This is a genomic window from Rhodanobacter sp. TND4EL1 (genome assembly GCF_054061035.1).
In genome coordinates, this window is record NZ_JBSSDT010000002.1 from 491,942 (window position 1) to 510,416 (window position 18,475).

The following is an 18,475-nucleotide window of genomic DNA, read 5'->3' on the forward strand; positions in this document are numbered from 1 at the left end:
CGCGATGGTCGAAACCATCGCGCCGCCGGTAGTGCGTATCAGCAAGAAATCACTTGGCCGGTGGGACGGATTTGTCAGCCCGCTGCTGCCAGTTGGCGCGCATCGTTTCGCGGTCGGCCCGCATCTTCGCCTCGTTTGCCAGGCTTTCGTCCAGTCCCTTGCGCAGGGTGGCAATCGCCTGGTCCACGTTGGCCGGCTGGGACTGCAGGCGAGCCAGGCGGTGATAGACGTAGTCGCGCACGCGCGGGTCCTGCGACTTGGCCAGTACGTCGTTGTAGACCGCAGTCATGTCCTTGCTGCGGCCGGATTGCATGTACAGGCGCTCCAGTCCTCGCAGGTCACCGATCACGCCGCCGCGCTGGCGATCGGCGTGATGCCACGGCATGCCGTGTGCGCGATCGCCGTGGGCGGATTGCATGTCTTTGCCGGCCATCGCATGCGGCGCGGAGGGCGGAGGCGGCGTATTTTGCGCCATCACGAACGAGGATGATCCGGCGATCAGCAGGGCCAGCGTGGAAGCGAGCACGGTCTTGCGATGCATGGTTTGTCTCCGTGAGAGGTACTCGACAAGAACGCGGTCGGCGCCGACGGGTTGACCTGAGCGTTGCGCATCCTTGCAACCCTTTCGTCGGCAGCTGCATCCCAACTGCTACAGATCCTTCCGCTCCAACCATCCAGGAGAGTTCCATGCGCCGCCTTCTTGCTGCAGCCCTGCTGCTCGCCCCGATCGCCTGTTTAGCCGCCAGCCCGTGCAAATACGAGGCGCCGCGCAATCTGCAGCTCGACCTCGCTGGCGTGCACGGCATCCAGATCGATGTGCACAGCCAGGATCTCCACCTGACCGGCAGCGACAACGGCAAGGCCGCGAGCCTGACCGGCCGTGCCTGCGCATCGAGCCAGGCGGTGCTGGACAAGTTGCAGGTCACCCAGCGCCGCGACGGCGACCAGTTGCTGATCGACATCGGCAGCGATGGCGGTTTCAATTTCAGCCTGTTCGGCGGCAACTCCTACGCCAGCCTCGACGTCACCATGCAATTGCCGGCCAGCCTGCCGGTGACCTTGCGCGTGGGTTCCGGTGACGCGGACGTCAGCGGCATGCAGCAGTTGCAGGCCAACGTGGGCTCGGGCGATCTGCACGTGCGTCAGCTGTCAGGCAAGCTGGCAGCCAGCGTGGGCTCGGGCGATATCGATGCCACCGACATCGGCAGCCTCGACCTCGGCTCGGTCGGCTCGGGCGACTTCAAGGCCAAAGGCATCAAGGGTGACGCCCGCATCGGCAGCATCGGCTCGGGGGATGTCACGTTGGGCAACGTGGGCGGCAGCGTGCACGCCGACACGCTGGGCTCCGGCGATCTGGACGTCAGTGGTGTCGGTGGTGACTTGAGCCTGGGCGCCAAGGGTAGCGGCGACGTCAGCCACTCCGGCGTGAAAGGCAAGGTCAGCGTGCCGCGCGACGACGATTGACAGATAGGCCCCGCCAAACCGTAGGAGCCCGCTCGCGGGCGATGCTCCCTTTGTGGTCGATCAAGGCAGGAGCATCGCCCGCGAGCGGGCTCCTACATGTTGAACCAGCGCCACGTCAGGTACACCAATGGCGCGCAGACCAGCAGGAATGGAATCGACACCCGATGCAGCAGCCGCAGGCCGTGCGGCTGCTTCGCCAGACGCAGGGCGATCAAGTTTGCCAGTGAACCGATCGCCACGCCGAAGCCGCCCACGTTCACCGCGACCGCCAGCGCCATCGGATTCGGCGCGCGCTCCAGCAACAGCACCGTTGCCGGTACATTGCTCATCAGTTGCGCGGCGACGATGCCGCTGACGTACACGGTCAACGGCTGCTGGAAGTCGAGCCGGTCCAGCGCATGCTGCACCCAGGACAGTTCGGCGAAATGACCCAACCCCAGGAAGATGGCGGCAAACGTCGCCAGCAGCAGCCAGTCGATCCGGCCCAGGCTTGAGCGCGCCAGCAGCGCGAACAGCACCAGCAACAAGCCGGCACCCAGCGGAGCGTGGCCGTATTCCATCAGAAGCACCATGCCGGCGAGGGCGGCCATCGACCATCCGCCGAGCCGGGCGGAGGTCACCGCGCCGTCGATCCGCTCCGCGGTCAGTGCCACGCGATCACGCGGCAGCCACAGCCAGGTGAATAGCGCCACCAGGGCCAGCATCACGGTCGCCGCGGGCAACATCGCCGCGACGAAGTGCAGGAACGGAAGTTGCGAGTGTTGCCACAACAACAGGTTCTGCGGATTGCCGATCGGGCTGAGCGTGGAGCCCGCATTCACCGCCAGCGCCTCCAGCACCACCATGCGCAGCACCGGCAGGTTCGAGACACTGCCGATCGCCAGCGTCAGCGGCACGATCAGGAACAGGCTCACGTCGTTGGTCAGCACCATCGACAGCACGGCGGTCGCCGCGACCAGCAACAGGCCCAGACTGCGCAGCGAATGTGCTCGCGCCACCACGGCCACGGCGGCATGCTGGACCAGCCCGCTGTCGCGGATGCCCTGGATCGCGATCAGCAGCCCGGTCAGGCCCGCCAGGGTGGGCAGTTGCAGCCAGCGTCGGTAGTTCGCCCAAGGCTGCGGATCGAACACCGCCAGTGCGATCGCCAGGCTCGCGAACAGCCATAACAACCATTCCTCCCTGAGGCGCTGTCGCGTTCGGCTTGCCAACATCAGGGTGGTCCGCAGGGCTAATGACGGCACAACTTTATCAGTCGCGCGGTGGAGGCCGGCTCAGCCTTCGCGCAGCAAGCGCATCGGTGGTGTGCGACTGACCTTGCGCGTGCCGGCCAGGCCCAGCAGCATCACCACGAAGCCTGCCGCCAGTGCCGCCAGCGCCAGTGGCACGAGCGGCGGCATGAAGCTCGCGACATGGAATACGGCACGGCCCAGCCACAGCCCGGCCCCGGCCGCGCCGAGTGCCGCCGTCAATCCGGCGACCAGGCCGAGCAGGGCGAATTCGCAGGCGGCGGCCACCCGCAATTGCGCGCGACGTGCGCCCAGCGTGCGCAGCAGGGCCGCTTCGTGGCGTCTTTCCGCGGCACTGGCGGCGAGTGCTGCGGCCAGCACCAGGGCGCCGGCCAGCAGGCTGAAGCCGAGAATCCAGCGCACGGCGTTGCCGACCCGGTCGATGATTTCGCGAACGCGGTCGAGCAGTGAGTCGACATCGACCAGGCTGAGGTTCGAGTACTCGCGCGACAGTTTCGCCAGTTGCGTCGCATGCCCGGAAGACAAGTGGAAACTGGCCAGCCAGCTATGCGGCAGCTCGCTGGCGTGGGCCGGATCCAGCAGCAGGAAAAAGTTGACCCGGAACGAGCTCCAGTCGACCTTGCGCACGCTGCTCACGGTGGCGTCGATGCGTCCCTCGCCAACATCGAAACTCATCGTGTCGCCCAGCTTCAGGCCGAACATGTCGCGCCACATGGTGTCGACGGACACCTCGGCACGGTCCGGGTGCGCGCCTTGCCAGTGCCCTGCAACCACCTCGTTCGCCGGCGGCAGTTCCGCGGACCAGGACAAGCGCAACTGGCGATCGGCCCAGTCCTTCGCGCGCTCATCGTCGAAATGCAGCTGATCGATCGCCCGGCCGTTGATTGCGGTGAGCTTGCCGACGGCCAGCGGCAGCATGTTCAACTGATCGCCACCGTTGGCGGCGAGCGCCTGCGCAAATCCCGCGCGCTGATCATCCTGCAAGTTCAGCGCAAACCAGTTCGGTGCATTCGCCGGCAGTTCCTGCCGCCAACCCTGCAGCAGGGCCGGTGCCACCACGGCCAGCAACAGCAGTGCGCACAGGCCAAGGCTGAGCGCGGTGGCCTGGATCACGCTGAGCGCGGGACGCCGCGCCAGTGCCGACAGACCCAGACGGAGAGCGGGATGCACGCCGGGCGCGATACGCCGCGCCAGCCACAACAACGCGGCGGCCAGCAGCGCCGCGATCAGCGCCACGCCGAGCAGGCTGGCGGCGAGGATGCCGGCCAGCTTGAGCGAATTGCTTTGACTCCAGATCAGGCCCAGCGCGACCAGCACCGGTATCAGGTACAGCGCGTCGAAGCGGCGTACCCGTCGCTGCACGCTCTGTCGGAACACCGCCACCGGTGGCACCTCGGCCAGCCGGGCCAGCGGTGGCAGGGCAAAGCCGACCAGCACCGCGACGCCCATCGCCGCTGTCGCGAACGACGGCATCAGCGGCAGCAGGGTCGGTACATTGCCGAACAGCTGACTCGCCAGCAGCCAGGCCAGTTGGGACAGCCCCAGCGCCAATACGATGCCGAGCGAAGTCGCCGGCACGGCCAATGCCGCAAGCGTGCCCAGCAACAGTGCCAGCACGCGCCGGCGCGGCGTGCCCAGCGCGCGCAGCAAGGCGACTTCGGCGGTCTTGCGACGCGCGTAGCGCTGCGCCGACAACGCGATCGCGATGCCGGCCAGCAAGGCGGAAAGCAGGGCCGTCAAACGCAGGAAGGCACCGGCCCGGTCGAATGCACTGCGCATCCGTTCCTGGGTCTGCTCGGGCGTGATCAATCGGGCGCCCTGCGGCAAGCTGGTCGATTGCGCCCAGTCGCGCCAGCGCTGCACGGCCGTCGGCGGGCCGGCCAGCAGCAGACGATGGCGGGCGCGACTGCCCACACCGAGCAAACCGGCTTGTTCGGCATCGGCCAGATTCATCAGGGCGCGCGGCGCCAGCGCCAGCAGTTCGCCGCCATCGGGTTGCCGGACCAGCTCGGCGGCGATGGTCAGTTCGCGTCCGCCCAGTTGCAGCGGCTGGCCCACTTTCAGGCCCAGCGCGATCAGGGCGCGATGGTCGAGATAGACCTCGCCTGACGCGGGTCCCGAGTTTGCGCGTGTGGTGGCACCGGCGAGCTCCAGCGTGCCGCGCAACGGGTAATGGGCATCGACCGCCTGCACGTCGAGCAACTGGGTCTGCTCGTGGGCAAACGCCACGCTGGGGAAGCTTGCGGTGCGGGCGAGTTGCAGGCCGTCCTCGCGTGCCTGGTCGGCATAAGTCGGTGGGAGCGCCTGTGGTGAGGCGATGCCGATGTCGCCGCCGATCAGTTCGGCGGCGCTGGCCAGCATGCCGCGCTCGATCCGGGTGGCCAGCGTGGCCACCACGCCGAGTGCGACAACGGCCAGCACCAGCGACGCGGCCAGCGTGCGCAGTTCGGGCAAATGCCACTCGCGGCGCAGGCTGCGCAGGGACAGACGCAGCAAGTTCACGCGTGATCCTCGCGCGCCATCAACACGCGGCCTTCTTCCAGCTCGATGTGTCGATCACAGCGTTCGGCCAGGGTTGCATCGTGAGTGACCAGCACCAGGGTAGTTTGATGGTCGCGGTTGAGTGCAAACAGCAGGTCGCAGATGTGGTGACCGGTGCGCTGGTCGAGATTGCCGGTGGGTTCGTCGGCGAACAGCACGCGCGGGCGGTGCACGAACGCGCGGGCGATCGCCACGCGCTGCTGCTCGCCGCCGGAAAGTTGTGCCGGATAGTGCCGGCGGCGCGCGCCCAGGCCCACCGCTTCCAGCGCTGCGCGAGCGCGCGAGCGCGCATCGTTGCTGCCCTCCAGCTCCAGCGGCAGCATCACGTTTTCTTCGGCAGTCAGCGCCGGCAGCAGGTGGAACGACTGGAACACGAAGCCGACCAGGCGGCGGCGCAGATCGGCGCGCGCTTCTTCGTCGAGCGTCTCCAGTGGATGTCCGTCGAGCAAGATGCTGCCGCTGTTTGGCGTGTCCAGCCCCGCCAGCAGGCCGAGCAGGGTGGTCTTGCCGGAACCGGAGGCGCCGACGATGGCGAAGCTCTCGCCGGGGCGGATCTGCAGGCTGACCTGGTCCAGAATGTCCAGTCGTCCCTCGGGACCCTCGACCGACTTGCTAACATCGCGGGCTTCAAGAAGCGGCTGGGAAGAATCACTCATGCGTCGAAGCCTTGGCTGGTGGTTGTGTTGCGGGTTGCTGCTGGGCTGGCTCGGCGTGGCGCATGCCGCCGCGCCGAAGACCGTGTTGGTGCTGGGTGATTCGCTGTCGGCCGCGCACAACATTCCGGTCGAGTCAGGCTGGGTGCATCTGCTGGATGCGCGTCTGTCCAACATGGTGCCGAAGTGGGCCGCGGTCAATGCCAGCATCAGCGGCGAAACCTCGTTGAGCGGACGCCATCGCCTGCCCGCGCTGCTGACGAAGTACCGGCCTGCCGTGCTGATCATCGAGCTGGGCGCCAACGATGGCCTGCGCGGCCTGCCACTGCCGGAGCTGCGCGCGAATCTGGAGGCGATGCTCGTGGCGGCGCATCAGGTGAAAGTGCGCGTGCTGCTGGTCGGTATCGAATTGCCGGTGAACTACGGCCCGCAATACCGCGATGGCCTGCGTTCGATCTACACAGAGTTGGCCCGCAGCCATGACACGGCGTTGGTGCCATTCCTCCTCGAGGGAGTCGCTCTGGATCCCGAAAAGATGCAGGCCGACGGCTTGCATCCGGTCGCTGGCGCGGAACCCGAGGTGCTGCAAACGGTGTGGAAGGCTCTGCGGCCGTTGTTGCGCTGAGGCCAAACCAAACAGGTTATGAATAAGCCTGGGTGATTTCACGTTACTCTCACCCCGCGATCGCTTTCATCTTCACTTATGTGAAATCGCAGATGGGGAAAGACGACATGACCGTACACGACGAACAAGCCGGACTGATCCTGCTGGTGGAAGACAATCGCCAGATTGCCGAGATGGTGGGCGAGTTTCTCGAGCGCCGCGGCTATTCAGTGGACTACGCGGCCGATGGCGTCAGCGGCCTGCACCTGGCGGTATCCAACAGCTACGACGTACTGGTGCTGGATCTCATGCTGCCGGGTCTGGACGGGCTGGAGGTTTGCCGCAAGCTGCGCAAGGATGCGAAAAAATCCACGCCGGTGCTGATGCTGACGGCGCGTGACACGCTGGAAGACAAGCTGGCCGGGCTTGAGGCGGGCGCCGACGACTATCTGGTCAAGCCATTCGAAGTGCGCGAGCTCGAAGCGCGCGTACGCGCCCTGATCCGTCGCGACCGACGCCAGGTGTCCACCGAGGTGCTGACGGTGGGCGACATGACGCTGGATACCGCCACCCTGCAACTGACCCGAGACGGCCAGGAGCTGACCGTGTCGCCGATTGGCCTGAAGCTGCTTGCGATCCTGATGCGCGAGTCGCCGCGCGTGGTCAGCCGGCGCGATATCGAGCGCGAAATCTGGGGTGATACCCTGCCGGACTCGGATACTTTGAGGTCGCATCTCTACAATCTGCGGCGGGTCATCGACAAACCCTTCGCACGCCCCCTGCTACATACCATCCATTCAGCGGGTTATCGCCTTGCGGATCTGGAATCCGAAGTCGCCTCTTCGCCCGAGACGGCGTGACACGGGACGGTAAAAAAAGGTAATGGATAGCAGGGTCAACGCAGTGACATCGCGGGTGGGAGCCTTTCGCCGACGCATCGCCATGGTCTTCGCGTTGCAATTCGTGACGGTGGTTTTCGTCTGCGTGCTGGGCATGTACAGCGTCGTTCCCACGCATATGGTGATCGCGGTCATCGTGATCATCACGGCGCTGGCCTGGTTCATCACGCGGCGCGAGTGGCGACCGGTGCGCGCACTGGCCCGCGTGGTCAATCGCTGGGATGGTCAGGCACCGGATCCGGGCTTGCTCAAGGTGGAGCAATTGTCAGCGCATACGGACGCCGACGTCGCCTCGCTGACGCGGGGTTTGCACGGCTTTGCCGTGCGACTGGCCAGCTTCAACCAGCGCGAGCGCAACTTCACCCGCGACGCCAGCCATGAACTGCGCAGTCCGCTCACCGTGATCAAGATGTCGGTGGACATGCTGGCCGAGGAAGAGGGGCTGAGCGAGTTCGGCGCCCGTTCGGTCCGGCGCATCAAGCGGGCCACGCGCGAAATGGAAGTGCTGGTGGAGGCCTTGCTGGTGTTGGCGCGGGAGGCTGACAGCCCGGCCGACGATCGGCATTTCATCGTCAACGACGTACTGCGCGAGGAAATCGAGGCCGCCCGCGAGATGCTTTCCGGACGACCGATTGTGTTGACGCTGGAAGAGCCGGCGCGATTTGCCCTGCAAGGTTCACCACAGGCCCTGTCGGTATTGTGTTGGCAACTGATCCGGAATGCCTCGCAGCAGACCGAGCAGGGCAGCGTGGTGATCACGGTGCTTCCCGGCATGGTCAGCGTGCGCAACCAGATTCACGCATCAAGCGGGCATACGGCAGCTCATCCGATCCGGGATGAAAGCGTTGATCGGCACGGGTTTGAACTGGCCATCGCGCAGCGCATCAGCGACCGCTTTGCGTGGCCGCTGGAGCTGGAAACCACTCCGGGCAGGGACAATATCGCCAGCATCCGCTTTCCGAATCCGCTGCCGGCGGACGCCGTGGCTGCGGCTTCCGCCCCCCGCTAAAAGGTCATGGCGTGGTCGCGGGCAGCCACCAGGAAAAGTGGCTGCCCATGGAAACGTGGACTCAACGTTTCTGCAGCGACGGCGCGACCTTGAAATCGCAGCCGGTCTTCGCCTTCACGTCATCCAGGCTGACGCCGTCGTTGAGTTCGATCAGGGTCAGGCCCTTGCCTTTCTCCACCGAGAACACGCACAGGTCGGTGATGATCAGATCCACCACCTGCTTGCCGGTCAGCGGCAGGTCGCACTCGGTCTTGATCTTCGGGCTGCCGTCCTTCGCGCAGTGCTCCATCAGCACCACCACGCGCTTGACGCCGCTGACCAGATCCATCGCGCCACCCGGGCCCTTGACCATCTTGCCCGGCACCATCCAGTTGGCCAGATCGCCGTGCGCGGAAACTTCCAGACCGCCGAGGATCGACAGGTCGATGTGGCCGCCGCGGATCATCGCGAACGAGTCGGCGCTGGAGAAAAAGCTGGAGCCGGGCAGGGTGGTGATGGTCTGCTTGCCCGCGTTGATCAGGTCGGGATCGAGCTGGTCTTCGGCCGGGAACGGGCCGATGCCGAGCAGGCCGTTCTCCGACTGCAAGGTGACGTTGACGCCAGCCGGAATGTGATTGGCCACCATGGTCGGAATGCCGATGCCCAGGTTCACGTAGAAACCATCCTGCAGTTCCTGCGCGGCGCGCTGTGCCATCGCCGTGCGGGTCGGGTTCTCCTTGCCGGCAGCCACCCCGGAGATGGTGCGGAACTCGATCCGTTTCTCGTACTTTTCGCCCTGCACGATGCGATCGACATAGATGCCCGGCACGTGGATGTTGTTCGGATCCAGCTCACCGACGGGCACCAGGTGCTCGACCTCGGCCACGCAGGCCTTGCCGCAGGTGGCGATCATCGGGTTGAAGTTGCGCGCGGTCTCGCGGAACACCAGGTTGCCGTGCGCGTCACCCTTCCACGCCTTGACGATCGACAGGTCGGCGGTGATGGATTCCTCCAGCACGTATTCCTTGCCGTGGAAGACCTTGGTCTCCTTGCCCTCGGCCAGCTTGGTGCCGAACGCGGTGCGCGTGTAAAAGCCGGGGATGCCAGCGCCGCCGGCGCGCAGCTTCTCGGCCAGCGTGCCCTGCGGGGTCAGGTGCAGCTCCAGTTCGCCGGCCAGTGTCTGCCGCTCGAACTCCTTGTTCTCGCCCACGTAGGAGGCGTATACGCGCTTGACCTGGTGGGTCTTCAGCAGCGGACCCATGCCGAAATCGTCCACGCCGGCGTTGTTGCCGACGATGGTCAGATCCCGGGTGCCGGCTGCCAGCAAGGCACCGATCAGGTTCTCGGGGATGCCGCACAGGCCGAAACCGCCCGCTGCGATCGTCATGCCATCGAACAACAGGCCATCAAGGGCTTTCGCCGCACTCGGGTAAACCTTGTCCATTGCTGTGCCTTTCTCGTGGAGAGTCAGCTGCCAAGGATACGACGGATTGACCTTGACCGGCCTTGTACCAAGGTCGCAAGCCAGACAGGTCGCCGTCTTCCTGCCCGCTTTGCAGCGGACGACAGGGGGAGAGCAAGCGCTTGACGCAACCAATTACGCATGTAAACATGATCATCACTTACACACGTAAACGGTGACTCATGGCAATCAGTGAAGCCGAGGCAGTCGTGATGGATGTGCTCTGGCGCGAAGCGCCACGCACGGCCGAAGAGATCCTGGCCGAAGTGGGCCCCGCGCAAAACTGGCAGGAGGGCACGGTGAAATCCCTGCTCAACCGGCTGCTGCGCAAAAAGGCGGTGCATGCCGAACGCGACGGCCGCCGCTATCTCTACACGCCGCTGCTTGCGCGCGAGCAATACGTGCAGCAGGAGAGCAAGGGCTTGCTCGATCGCCTGTTCGGCGGTCGCGTGGCCCCGCTGGTCGCGCACTTCTCCGAGCAGCGCAAGCTGTCGAAGAAGGACATCGCCGAACTGCGCAAGCTGCTCAAGGAGCTCGACGATGACCAGTGACCTGATGGCCGTCGACTGGCTCGGTCGCGGCTGGCTGCTCGCGCTTGCGTTCACCGCTGCCGTGCTGTTGGTGGCCGTGCTGCGTCGACCCTGCCGCCGATTCTTCGGCACCGAACGTGCCTTCCAGCTGTGGCTGCTGCCACCGTTGGCGATGCTGGCCAGTCAGTTGCCGCATGCGTCCGGCGCAAACAACACGACACTCTCCGCGGCGGTCTACCGGATTGTCTCGGCGGCCGATGCGCTGCCCGTCCAGGCCATTTCCGCCACCGGCACGGATTGGCGCAGCGTGACCATCTTGATCTGGTGCGCGGGTGTGGTGTCTTTCCTGTTGCTGGCGGCTTGGGCGCAGTGGCGCTATCACCGTCGCCTGATCGGCGCCGAGCCGGTAGCCGGTGCCTCATCACGCTGGCTGGTGGTGCGCGCGGCAGCCAATGATGTGGGGCCGGCGCTGGTGGGTGCATGGCGGAGTCGCATCGTGCTGCCATCCGATTTCGAACATCGCTACGACGTCGCCGAGCAGGCATTGATTCTCGCCCACGAGAGCGCCCATGCGCGACGTCGCGACGGATGGTGGTGCCTGCTGGCGCAGCTGGTGCTGGCTTTGTACTGGTTCCATCCCCTGGCGTGGTGGGCGCTGTCGGCGCTGCGTCACGATCAGGAACTGGCTTGTGATGCCGTCGTGCTGCGCAAGCACGGCGCGCATCGTCGCCGCTATGCCCATGCGATGTTGAAGACCCAATCGGCCGCCTTCGCGTTGCCGGTGGGTTGCGCGTGGTCCCCTCGTCATCCACTTGCGGAGCGTATCGCCATGTTGAAAATGCCTGCACCCAACCGTCCACGCCGACACGCCGGCTTGATCGCCGGTTGCGCACTCGCCATCGTCGTGGCCGGCTCGGTCTATGCCGCCAGCGCGCCCCAGGCATCGCCACCCGTTCAGAACGGCCAGGGTTCCGACTACCAGTTGGACATGATGATCGAGCTGGCGAACGACGACGGTCACAAGCGCCATACGGAGGCGGCGCAGTTTGCGTTGTGCGTCGCTCCCGGCAAGGTCGCCACCGCGAGCGTCGGCGACTTCGAGGTGCAGACCACGACCGTCCCCGCAGGGGATGGACAGCTGCGCATCGATCTTGCCGTGACCCGCGCCGGCATGCAGCCGGTGACGCATGACGTGCTGCACGGCACGCTTGGCAAGACGCTTCATCGCACCGGTACGGCTGTGGATGGCAAACAGACGTACGTCATCGACCTCACGCCGCAGGCGGGTTGTCCGGCGCGCGCGATGGCCGAAGCGTCACCGGTCAAGGTGACCGAACACGTCAAGAACGGCACGGCACTCGCGGTGGCCGAGTCGATCGCCGCGAAAGCGGGCTGGACGCTGGTCAACCCCGACGCCCTGGCGCGCGCGCCGGTCTCGCTGTCCTTCAATGACATGCCGGCAGGGACGGCATTGCAGCAGGTAGCCGACCTGGCCGGACTGAAGCTGGTGCTGGACGGCAAGCAGGCACGCTTCGAGCCGAAGTAGCCCACAGGGCTGGCTATACTCTCCCGGCCACTGACCGGGAGAGTTTCGTGAAGCCGCACCATCTGTTTGTTGTCCTGGCCACCCTCGGTATGGCCGCCACGAGCCATGCCGCTGTTACACCCGTCCTGGTGATCCACGGCGGTGCCGGCGTGATCAAGCGGGACATGACGCCCGCCAGGGAGCAGGCTGTGCGTGCGGCGATGACGCAGGCTTTGCAGAGCGGTTACGCCCAGCTCACGACCGGCAATTCGGCCCTGGATGCGGTGACGGCGGCCATCACCGTGCTGGAGGACGATCCGAACTTCAATGCCGGCAAGGGCGCGGTGTTCACCCACGACGGCACCAATGAGCTGGATGCGGCGATCATGGACGGCTACACGCGGCGCGCCGGTGCGGTGGCGGGCGTGCAGCGGGTGAAGAATCCAATCCTGCTGGCGCGTGCGGTGATGGAGCAGTCACCGCACGTGATGTTGTCCGGCACGGGTGCGGAGGCTTTTGCGCAAAGCGTCGGCATGCCGCTGGTCGATCCGGCCTATTTCCGCACTGACGCGCGCTGGCAGCAACTGCAGCGGGCGCTGAAGGAAGACGCCGCGAAGCAACCGCATGCCGATGAAGAGACGGCCAAACACTTTGGTACCGTCGGTTCGGTGGCGCTGGATGCGGAGGGTCACCTGGCCGCCGGCACTTCGACCGGGGGCATGACCGACAAGCGCTGGGGCCGCATCGGCGACTCGCCGATCATCGGCGCAGGTACCTACGCGAATTCCGGTTGCGCCGTGTCTGCCACGGGCTGGGGCGAGTTCTACCAGCGCACTGTCGCCGCGCACGAAATCTGCATGAAGGTCACCCAGATGCGCGTGCCGATCAAGCGCGCCGCGGCCGAAGTGATCAACCAGGAAATTCCGTCGATGGGCGGCAACGGCGGTGCGATCGCGCTGGATGCGCAGGGCCACATTTCGATCCCGTTCAACACCGACGGCATGTATCGTGGCTGGATCGGCGCCGACGGCGTGCCCCATGTGGCGCTCTACGACGACGAAGACGACGGCACCGCCGAGAAGCCGGAGCCGGCACCCGCCGAAAGCATCGCGCAGCCGTAGCGCATAACGCCGCTTTTGTAGGAGCGCACCCTGTGCGCGATAGCTCTTCGTCACATGACGAAAAGCATCGCGCACAGGGTGCGCTCCTACAGCAGTTTGTGCAGCTGCGCCGGGGTCAACGCGCCGCTGATGCCGAGCCGGCTGCCATCGGCGCGGATCAACAACACGCGCGGGGTTTCGCCACCCCAGGTCGGGTCGAGCAGGAAGTTGATGTGCTCGGGCGAGGCTTCGGCATAGGCGCGATTCGGATAGACGTCCATCTTCATGCCGCGCAGGCGCGACTCAATCGCTGCGCGTTGCTCGATGCTGTCGGTGGTGACGATCACCAGCTCAATGTTGTCCGGATGCTGGCGCTGCAGTCCGGCCAGTGCTTCCAGATTCGGTTCGCAATACGCGCAGTCGAGCGCCCACAGCGCGATGATCCGCTCGCCGTGTGCGGGCGGTTGCAGCAGCGCGGGAATGTCGGCGGCAGACAGGGGCTTCAATGATCCGGCATTCGCCAGTGCCGGCAGCAGCAGGGCGAGGGCGAGGAACCAGCGCGTCATCACTTGACCTCCACCAGGCGGAAGCCTGTGGCGGTATTCCACGCCGCAAACGCACGCCCCTGCTTCTGCAGCAGCTGCGGTGAACCCACTGCACCGCTGCTGCGCGCGATTTCACGGGCAGCGTCGAAGTGTGCGCCGTTGTCAGTGGAACGGCGCAGTACCAGCGCGTACCCGTTGGCATTGACCTGATTCCACACTACCCACACCGTGTGGTCATGCACCGCCACGTCCGCATGACTGGCGCCCATGCCGGCGATGACCAGCGGATGCTTCGGCGGATGGCCGGGGTCGAGTTGGCCATAGTGGATCGTCGGCGCCTCCTTCGCCTCGTACCACACGGCGTGGCGGATACCGTCGTTGCCGATCGCCAGGCCGGGGCCGTGGTGCGGGCAGCCGGCGATGTGCCAGTCACTGAAGGTGGCGCGCTCGACCTGGCTGGGCTTGCCGTCGGTACGCAGCACGGCAAAGGCGTGGTCGCGGATGTTGTCGCCGTAGATGCTGCGGAAGAACGCGGCGATCTGTCCGTCCGGCATGCGTGCCAGCGCGATGCGACAGCATTCGCAGCTCTGATCGACCAGCTTGCGTTCGGGCACGAAGCTTTTGCCGCCGTCGTCCGACCAGCTGTAATAGACCGCGGCACCCAGATAGGGCTTGCCGGCGGCGGTGGCAGCGGTCAGGTCACGCTTGTCGATCCAGGCGATCACGATGCGGCCCCTGCCGTCGACGGCAAGGGCATCGAAGCGGTGGGTGATTTCGGCGCGGTCGTGATGCACGGTGATCGGTGGGGAGAAGTGCTCGCCACGATCCACGGAATGGGCGAAACGAACGAAGCCGGTGTACGGCTGGGCACGGGGTTGCGACCAGCTGACGTAGAGTTCGTCATGCGGTCCGAACGCGATCTTGGGTCGGTTCTCGCCCTCGGCGTAAATGCGCTCGGCTTGCGCATTCACCTCGACCGGCGCACTCAGCGTGCGGCCGTCATCGTCGGAGTGGCGCAGTCGCACGTGGCCGTCCGCGGCATCCACCAGATACAGCCGGCCATGGCTGTCGAAGGCGGCGCTGGCGCCCAGTTCGGGCCCTTTGGGCATGTCCATGTGCATGCCATCGTTCGCCAGCAGCACGGACGGGAACAGGCAGAGCAGGATGATCAGCAGGTAGCGCATAGACATTCCTCGATCTTCGGGTTCGCTCCTCTCCTGCAGCGCGGGCGAGGGTCGGGATGAGCCGTCACAACTCCCAGCGCAGCTCACCGAACCAGGTGCGGCCGGCGTAGGGATGGTAGACCCAGTAGCTTTCATTGGTGAGGTTGTCGACGCCGAGCGCCGCGGTCCATCCCGGAGCGAACTTCCAGCGCAGTTTGGCGTCGGCCACGGTGAAGCTGCTCACGGCGCCGTAGCTGTCCACGTAATCGCTGTTGTCCAGCGAGCCGTACTGGCGGCCGGAGTGACGGATGCCCAGCGAGGCGTCCCACTGCGGGGCGAAACGGTAGTCGGCGAAGACGCTGGCGCGAACCTTGGGTATGCGCGGAAAGTACTTGCCGTTGGCCAGAGGGTACTGACTGTCGTCCAGCGTCCTGGCATTGTTGAAGGCCAGGCTGGCCTGCACGTCGAGTCCGTCGAGCCACAGGTTGGCGAGGCTGATTTCGCCCTCGATCCCGCGACTGCGCATGCGGTCGATGTTCTGCACGCTGGTGACGGTGGGGGTGACCGTGATGTCGGTCTGCGAGTACAGCGAATTGGCGATGCGATCCTGGTACAGCGAGACTCGCCAGTGGCCGTTCGCCAGATGGCGGTTCAGCGTGAGGTCGGTGGATTCGTCGATCTCGGGCTTGAGATCCGGATTGTTGTTGACGATGGCGTTGGCCGACAGGCTGCCCTGGAACAGCTCGTTCACGGTCGGGTAGCGCACCGCCTTGCCGTGGGCGAGGCGCAACTCCCAGTCCTCGGCGAAGTCCCAGCTCAGCGCGGCCTTGGGTGAAAAGTCGGTGCGCTGGCGATCGGCATAGCGCAGCGTGGTGCTGGCGCTGCCGCGCAGGCCGCCGTAGGCACGCCATTGCTCCAGCCGGCCACCCAGGGTCAGCGCCCAGGCATCGGCGAAGCTCCACACATCCTGCAGGTACAGGGCGCGGGTCTGGGTACGGCCGGCAAACGCGCTGACCAGCGAGCCGTCGGCATCGCCTTGCCAATGGCTGGCGTTGTGCACCTGGCTGTCCAGCACGTAGCGATCGCCATGCACGCCGGCATACAGTTGGTGGCGGTCGCCGATCGGGCCGGAACTGCGCAGATCCAGCGTATCCCAGCCCGAGCCCGCTTTGTTCGCGACCGTGCCGGGACCTCCGGTCGGCGTGCCGGGTTCGGCGAAGCTGGCGGTGTTGGCCAGCGAACGCAGAAAGTCGTAATGGCTGGCCACGGCCGTCCAACGCCAGCCATTGTCCAGATGGCCGTTCAACTCCACGCCGTACAGCATGTGCGTATCACTGGCCGAACTCGGCGCCAGGCCGCTGGCTGGCAAGATCCAGGTTTGCCCGCCGGCGCTGATGGTGCCGGCGCTGACCGGGTTGCCGTTGCGATCGCGGATCAGGCTGCGGGTGGAGTCTTCGGCGCGGTTGTGCCACCAGCCGACGGTGAACAGCGCGGCGACGTGGTCGTTGATATCCACGCCGACTTTCAACTTGGCCTGGTCCTGCACCGTGTGTTCGATGCTGTTCGCGCCGTAGACCAGTCGGGATGAGCCATTCGGATTGCGATCCAGCACCGCGCCGCTGACCGGCACGGCCGTGGCGGGGTCACCGCCGGCCTTGGCCGTGGCGTATTGCATCGGTTGGCCGTGGTTGTCGAGCCGGCTGTACGTGAGCAGCCAACTCCAGCGCCCCTGCTTGTTGCCCAGCGTGGCCGCGGCCTGATGGCCGTTGTAGTGGCCGCCGGCACCGTAGGCGTCGTGATAGTCCTGGTTGAAGAGCTGGGTGCTCACACTGGCAGTCAGGCGTTCGGGCAGCACGGTGTGAATGAGCACGGTCGTGCCCAGCGAGTTGCCCGGATATAGCGCGGAGTAGGGGCCGTACAGAATGTCGACCGCACCGATCTCCTGCGGCGCCACCATGCCCCAGCGCGGCGCGCCGTCGTAACCGTTGGTCATCAGGTTGGACAGCAGCAGGCCATCGGCATACACCAGACTGCGTGCGCTTTGCAGGGTGCCGGCGTTGCGGCCGCTGATCACCGCATTCGGATCACCGATGTAACGCTTGCGCACCATCAGGTTCGGCGCGTACTTCAGTGCGTCGGCGCTCTCGGTGACGTTCTGCTGCTGCAGCTTCTGCCGCTTGATGCGCACCTGCACGCTCGGTGTTTCCATCACCATGCTGTCACTGGCATGCACGGATATGGGCGTGAGGGTGGTGGTTTGCGGCGGCGTGTCGGCAGCGAGCAGGGGGCCGGCCGTCATGACGACGGCGAGGGTGCAAAGACCAAGCGGGAGGGCGTTCAAGCGATACTCTGGATGTGGGTCTAGGGTTGCAAGGATAGTCCTCTGCTCCGCGCGCGACAGATGGCGAGTTGTCGCAGCAGTGCAGCCATGGGACGCGCACGCGCACCGAAAGGTGCCCGGAGCCGGCGTGCGAAGCGCACGCGCTGCGCAAGTGTTTGCAATAGCCGGGCGGCGGCCCAATCATGGGCTCTCGCGGTCTTGCTGCATCGGGTAACGCTGTCATGGCTCATGAAATCATCGCATTGATGGCCCAGTACGGCGTGTTGCTGGTGTTTTTCAACGTGCTGGTGACTCAGTTGGGTGCTCCCGTGCCGGCGGTGCCGACGCTGGTGGTGGCGGGTGCGCTGGCCGCGGGCGGCCAAGTGCCGTTGCTGGCGGTCGTGCTGGTTGCCGTGGTGGCCTCGTTGATCAGCGATGCAGTCTGGTTTGCCGCGGGTCGGCGTTACGGCGGCGGCGTGATGCGCCTGCTGTGCCGCATTTCGCTGTCGCCGGATTCCTGCGTGGAGCGCTCCGAGCTGCACTTCCAGCGCTGGCGCGGACAGATCCTGCTGATTGCCAAGTTCGTGCCGGGATTGTCCACCGTGGCGCCGCCGCTGACTGGCGCTATGGGCCTGCCGTTTTCGCGGTTTCTGCTGTTCGATGGCGTCGGTTCGCTGCTGTGGGCGACCGTGGCGATCGGGCTGGGTTACGTGTTTGCCGCGCAGATCGACACGCTGCTGGCGGCGATCGCGAGCGCCGGCACGATGGCGCTGGAGGCGATGCTGGTCGTGCTGGCGTTGTACATCCTGGCGCGCTGGTGGCAGCGCCGGCAGTTGCTGCGCACGCTGCGCATGGCGCGCATTTCGGTGGATGAATTGCATCAGGCGTTGCAGTCGGCACGGGCGCCGGTGGTGCTCGATGTGCGCGCGGCCGGATCACGCCTGCTGGATTCCCGCGTACTGCCTGGCGCCCTGCTGCTCGATGAGGGTCGCATCGACCCTCGTGCGCACGACATTCCGCTCGATCGCGAGCTGGTCGTGTATTGCAATTGCCCGAACGAGGTCTCCGCCGCGCGGGTCGCCAAAGTGCTGATCAGTCAGGGCTACCGACGTGTACGCCCGCTGCTTGGCGGGCTGGAAGCGTGGGATGCGGCTGGCTATGGCATCGAGCGGCTGCCGGCGATGGCCGATGACACAGGCGTGCGCGCGATCGCCTGATCCCGTCACTGCGGCGCCTCAAGACTTTACGCGTTCTATACGCGAAGCGGCCAAAGCGATACCCCGTTCTTATACGGCACTTTCTACAGTGCGCGTCGTCCCTATCGGAGCGTCGACGCCATGGATCTTGTCTGCCTGTTGTTCCTGCTTGTGCTGAGCGCTGCCGCGCTCGGCTTCCTGCTGATCTGCGATCGGCTCGGCTCGCGCCCCTGAG

General features: G+C 65.8%; 16 protein-coding genes. 8 read left to right on the forward strand and 8 right to left on the reverse strand.

What is annotated here, in order from left to right:
* Positions 1–49: 49 nt before the first annotated feature.
* The gene (locus ACVWWQ_RS08830) at positions 50–541 is read right to left on the reverse strand and encodes a hypothetical protein (RefSeq protein ID WP_099652562.1); all 492 of its coding nucleotides are present in this window, start codon (positions 539–541) and stop codon (positions 50–52) included.
* Between the two features lie 146 nt (positions 542–687).
* Between ACVWWQ_RS08830 and ACVWWQ_RS08835 the strand changes: the two genes are divergently transcribed.
* Positions 688–1,464, forward strand: coding sequence for a DUF4097 family beta strand repeat-containing protein (locus ACVWWQ_RS08835; RefSeq protein WP_133948020.1), 777 nt, complete (start codon positions 688–690; stop codon positions 1,462–1,464).
* 92 nt (positions 1,465–1,556) lie between these two features.
* On the opposite strand, the gene ACVWWQ_RS08840 is transcribed toward ACVWWQ_RS08835, so the two are convergent.
* Genes ACVWWQ_RS08840 through ACVWWQ_RS08850 form a run of 3 tightly spaced genes read right to left on the reverse strand, consistent with a single transcriptional unit; the run spans position 1,557 to position 5,911 of the window.
* Positions 1,557–2,678 carry an SLC13 family permease gene (locus ACVWWQ_RS08840; protein WP_133948018.1) on the reverse strand — a complete coding sequence of 374 codons (1,122 nt, stop codon included), beginning with the start codon at positions 2,676–2,678 and terminating at the stop codon, positions 1,557–1,559.
* Positions 2,679–2,738: 60 nt separating this feature from the next.
* A complete protein-coding gene (locus ACVWWQ_RS08845) occupies positions 2,739–5,216 on the reverse strand; it encodes an FtsX-like permease family protein (RefSeq protein WP_133948016.1) in 2,478 nt (825 codons plus the stop codon).
* On the reverse strand, positions 5,213–5,911 hold the full coding sequence (locus ACVWWQ_RS08850; RefSeq protein WP_133948014.1) for an ATP-binding cassette domain-containing protein: 699 nt from the start codon (positions 5,909–5,911) through the stop codon (positions 5,213–5,215). Before ACVWWQ_RS08850 ends, ACVWWQ_RS08845 begins: the two co-directional genes overlap by 4 nt.
* On the opposite strand from ACVWWQ_RS08850, the gene ACVWWQ_RS08855 reads away from it, so the two are divergent.
* From ACVWWQ_RS08855 to ACVWWQ_RS08865, 3 genes are all read left to right on the forward strand, one after another.
* Positions 5,910–6,533, forward strand: coding sequence for an arylesterase (locus ACVWWQ_RS08855; protein WP_133948012.1), 624 nt, complete (start codon positions 5,910–5,912; stop codon positions 6,531–6,533). The genes ACVWWQ_RS08850 and ACVWWQ_RS08855 overlap by 2 nt on opposite strands.
* Before the next feature lie 107 nt (positions 6,534–6,640).
* The gene (locus tag ACVWWQ_RS08860) at positions 6,641–7,372 is read left to right on the forward strand and encodes a response regulator transcription factor (RefSeq protein ID WP_099653325.1); all 732 of its coding nucleotides are present in this window, start codon (positions 6,641–6,643) and stop codon (positions 7,370–7,372) included.
* A gap of 82 nt (positions 7,373–7,454) precedes the next feature.
* Entirely contained in the window at positions 7,455–8,420 is a 966-nt protein-coding gene (locus ACVWWQ_RS08865; protein WP_457383361.1) for a sensor histidine kinase, read from the forward strand.
* Positions 8,421–8,481: 61 nt separating this feature from the next.
* Here the strand turns inward: ACVWWQ_RS08865 and ACVWWQ_RS08870 are convergent, their stop codons facing one another.
* A complete protein-coding gene (locus tag ACVWWQ_RS08870; RefSeq protein WP_133948008.1) occupies positions 8,482–9,843 on the reverse strand; it encodes a 3-oxoacid CoA-transferase in 1,362 nt (453 codons plus the stop codon).
* Between the two features lie 200 nt (positions 9,844–10,043).
* Between ACVWWQ_RS08870 and ACVWWQ_RS08875 the strand changes: the two genes are divergently transcribed.
* Genes ACVWWQ_RS08875 through ACVWWQ_RS08885 form a run of 3 tightly spaced genes read left to right on the forward strand, consistent with a single transcriptional unit; the run spans position 10,044 to position 13,037 of the window.
* The gene (locus ACVWWQ_RS08875; protein ID WP_099652554.1) at positions 10,044–10,412 is read left to right on the forward strand and encodes a BlaI/MecI/CopY family transcriptional regulator; all 369 of its coding nucleotides are present in this window, start codon (positions 10,044–10,046) and stop codon (positions 10,410–10,412) included.
* On the forward strand, positions 10,402–11,937 hold the full coding sequence (locus ACVWWQ_RS08880) for a M56 family metallopeptidase (protein WP_133948005.1): 1,536 nt from the start codon (positions 10,402–10,404) through the stop codon (positions 11,935–11,937). The genes ACVWWQ_RS08875 and ACVWWQ_RS08880 overlap by 11 nt, the downstream gene beginning before the upstream one ends.
* A 47-nt stretch (positions 11,938–11,984) precedes the next feature.
* Entirely contained in the window at positions 11,985–13,037 is a 1,053-nt protein-coding gene (locus ACVWWQ_RS08885) for an isoaspartyl peptidase/L-asparaginase family protein (protein WP_457383362.1), read from the forward strand.
* A gap of 86 nt (positions 13,038–13,123) precedes the next feature.
* Here ACVWWQ_RS08885 and ACVWWQ_RS08890 read toward each other — a convergent pair whose 3' ends face one another.
* The 3 genes from ACVWWQ_RS08890 to ACVWWQ_RS08900 all read right to left on the reverse strand — a co-directional run bounded on the left by ACVWWQ_RS08890 (position 13,124) and on the right by ACVWWQ_RS08900 (position 17,023).
* Positions 13,124–13,582 (reverse strand): hypothetical protein, encoded by a 459-nt coding sequence (locus ACVWWQ_RS08890; protein ID WP_133948003.1) that lies wholly within the window; start codon positions 13,580–13,582, stop codon positions 13,124–13,126.
* Positions 13,582–14,745: a sialidase family protein gene (locus tag ACVWWQ_RS08895; protein ID WP_133949305.1), complete on the reverse strand. Its 1,164-nt coding sequence runs from the start codon at positions 14,743–14,745 to the stop codon at positions 13,582–13,584. Before ACVWWQ_RS08895 ends, ACVWWQ_RS08890 begins: the two co-directional genes overlap by 1 nt.
* 64 nt (positions 14,746–14,809) lie before the next feature.
* On the reverse strand, positions 14,810–17,023 hold the full coding sequence (locus ACVWWQ_RS08900; RefSeq protein ID WP_457383363.1) for a TonB-dependent receptor: 2,214 nt from the start codon (positions 17,021–17,023) through the stop codon (positions 14,810–14,812).
* A 263-nt stretch (positions 17,024–17,286) separates the two neighbouring features.
* Here ACVWWQ_RS08900 and ACVWWQ_RS08905 point away from each other — a divergent pair, with 263 nt between their 5' ends.
* Entirely contained in the window at positions 17,287–18,261 is a 975-nt protein-coding gene (locus ACVWWQ_RS08905; protein WP_133947999.1) for a DedA family protein/thiosulfate sulfurtransferase GlpE, read from the forward strand.
* Positions 18,262–18,475: the final 214 nt, after the last annotated feature.

Bases quoted from the DNA above. Each gene is read 5' to 3' on its own strand.
- ACVWWQ_RS08900 (WP_457383363.1), bottom strand. From the start codon at position 17,023: ATGACGGCCGGCCCCCTGCTCGCTGCCGACACGCCGCCGCAAACCACC.
- ACVWWQ_RS08880 (WP_133948005.1), top strand. From the start codon at position 10,402: ATGACCAGTGACCTGATGGCCGTCGACTGGCTCGGTCGCGGCTGGCTG.
- ACVWWQ_RS08860 (WP_099653325.1), top strand. From the start codon at position 6,641: ATGACCGTACACGACGAACAAGCCGGACTGATCCTGCTGGTGGAAGAC.
- ACVWWQ_RS08890 (WP_133948003.1), bottom strand. From the start codon at position 13,582: ATGACGCGCTGGTTCCTCGCCCTCGCCCTGCTGCTGCCGGCACTGGCG.
- ACVWWQ_RS08835 (WP_133948020.1), top strand. From the start codon at position 688: ATGCGCCGCCTTCTTGCTGCAGCCCTGCTGCTCGCCCCGATCGCCTGT.
- ACVWWQ_RS08865 (WP_457383361.1), top strand. From the start codon at position 7,455: ATGGTCTTCGCGTTGCAATTCGTGACGGTGGTTTTCGTCTGCGTGCTG.
- ACVWWQ_RS08830 (WP_099652562.1), bottom strand. From the start codon at position 541: ATGCATCGCAAGACCGTGCTCGCTTCCACGCTGGCCCTGCTGATCGCC.
- ACVWWQ_RS08875 (WP_099652554.1), top strand. From the start codon at position 10,044: ATGGCAATCAGTGAAGCCGAGGCAGTCGTGATGGATGTGCTCTGGCGC.
- ACVWWQ_RS08870 (WP_133948008.1), bottom strand. From the start codon at position 9,843: ATGGACAAGGTTTACCCGAGTGCGGCGAAAGCCCTTGATGGCCTGTTG.
- ACVWWQ_RS08905 (WP_133947999.1), top strand. From the start codon at position 17,287: ATGGCTCATGAAATCATCGCATTGATGGCCCAGTACGGCGTGTTGCTG.
- ACVWWQ_RS08840 (WP_133948018.1), bottom strand. From the start codon at position 2,678: ATGTTGGCAAGCCGAACGCGACAGCGCCTCAGGGAGGAATGGTTGTTA.
- ACVWWQ_RS08895 (WP_133949305.1), bottom strand. From the start codon at position 14,745: ATGCGCTACCTGCTGATCATCCTGCTCTGCCTGTTCCCGTCCGTGCTG.
- ACVWWQ_RS08855 (WP_133948012.1), top strand. From the start codon at position 5,910: ATGCGTCGAAGCCTTGGCTGGTGGTTGTGTTGCGGGTTGCTGCTGGGC.
- ACVWWQ_RS08850 (WP_133948014.1), bottom strand. From the start codon at position 5,911: ATGAGTGATTCTTCCCAGCCGCTTCTTGAAGCCCGCGATGTTAGCAAG.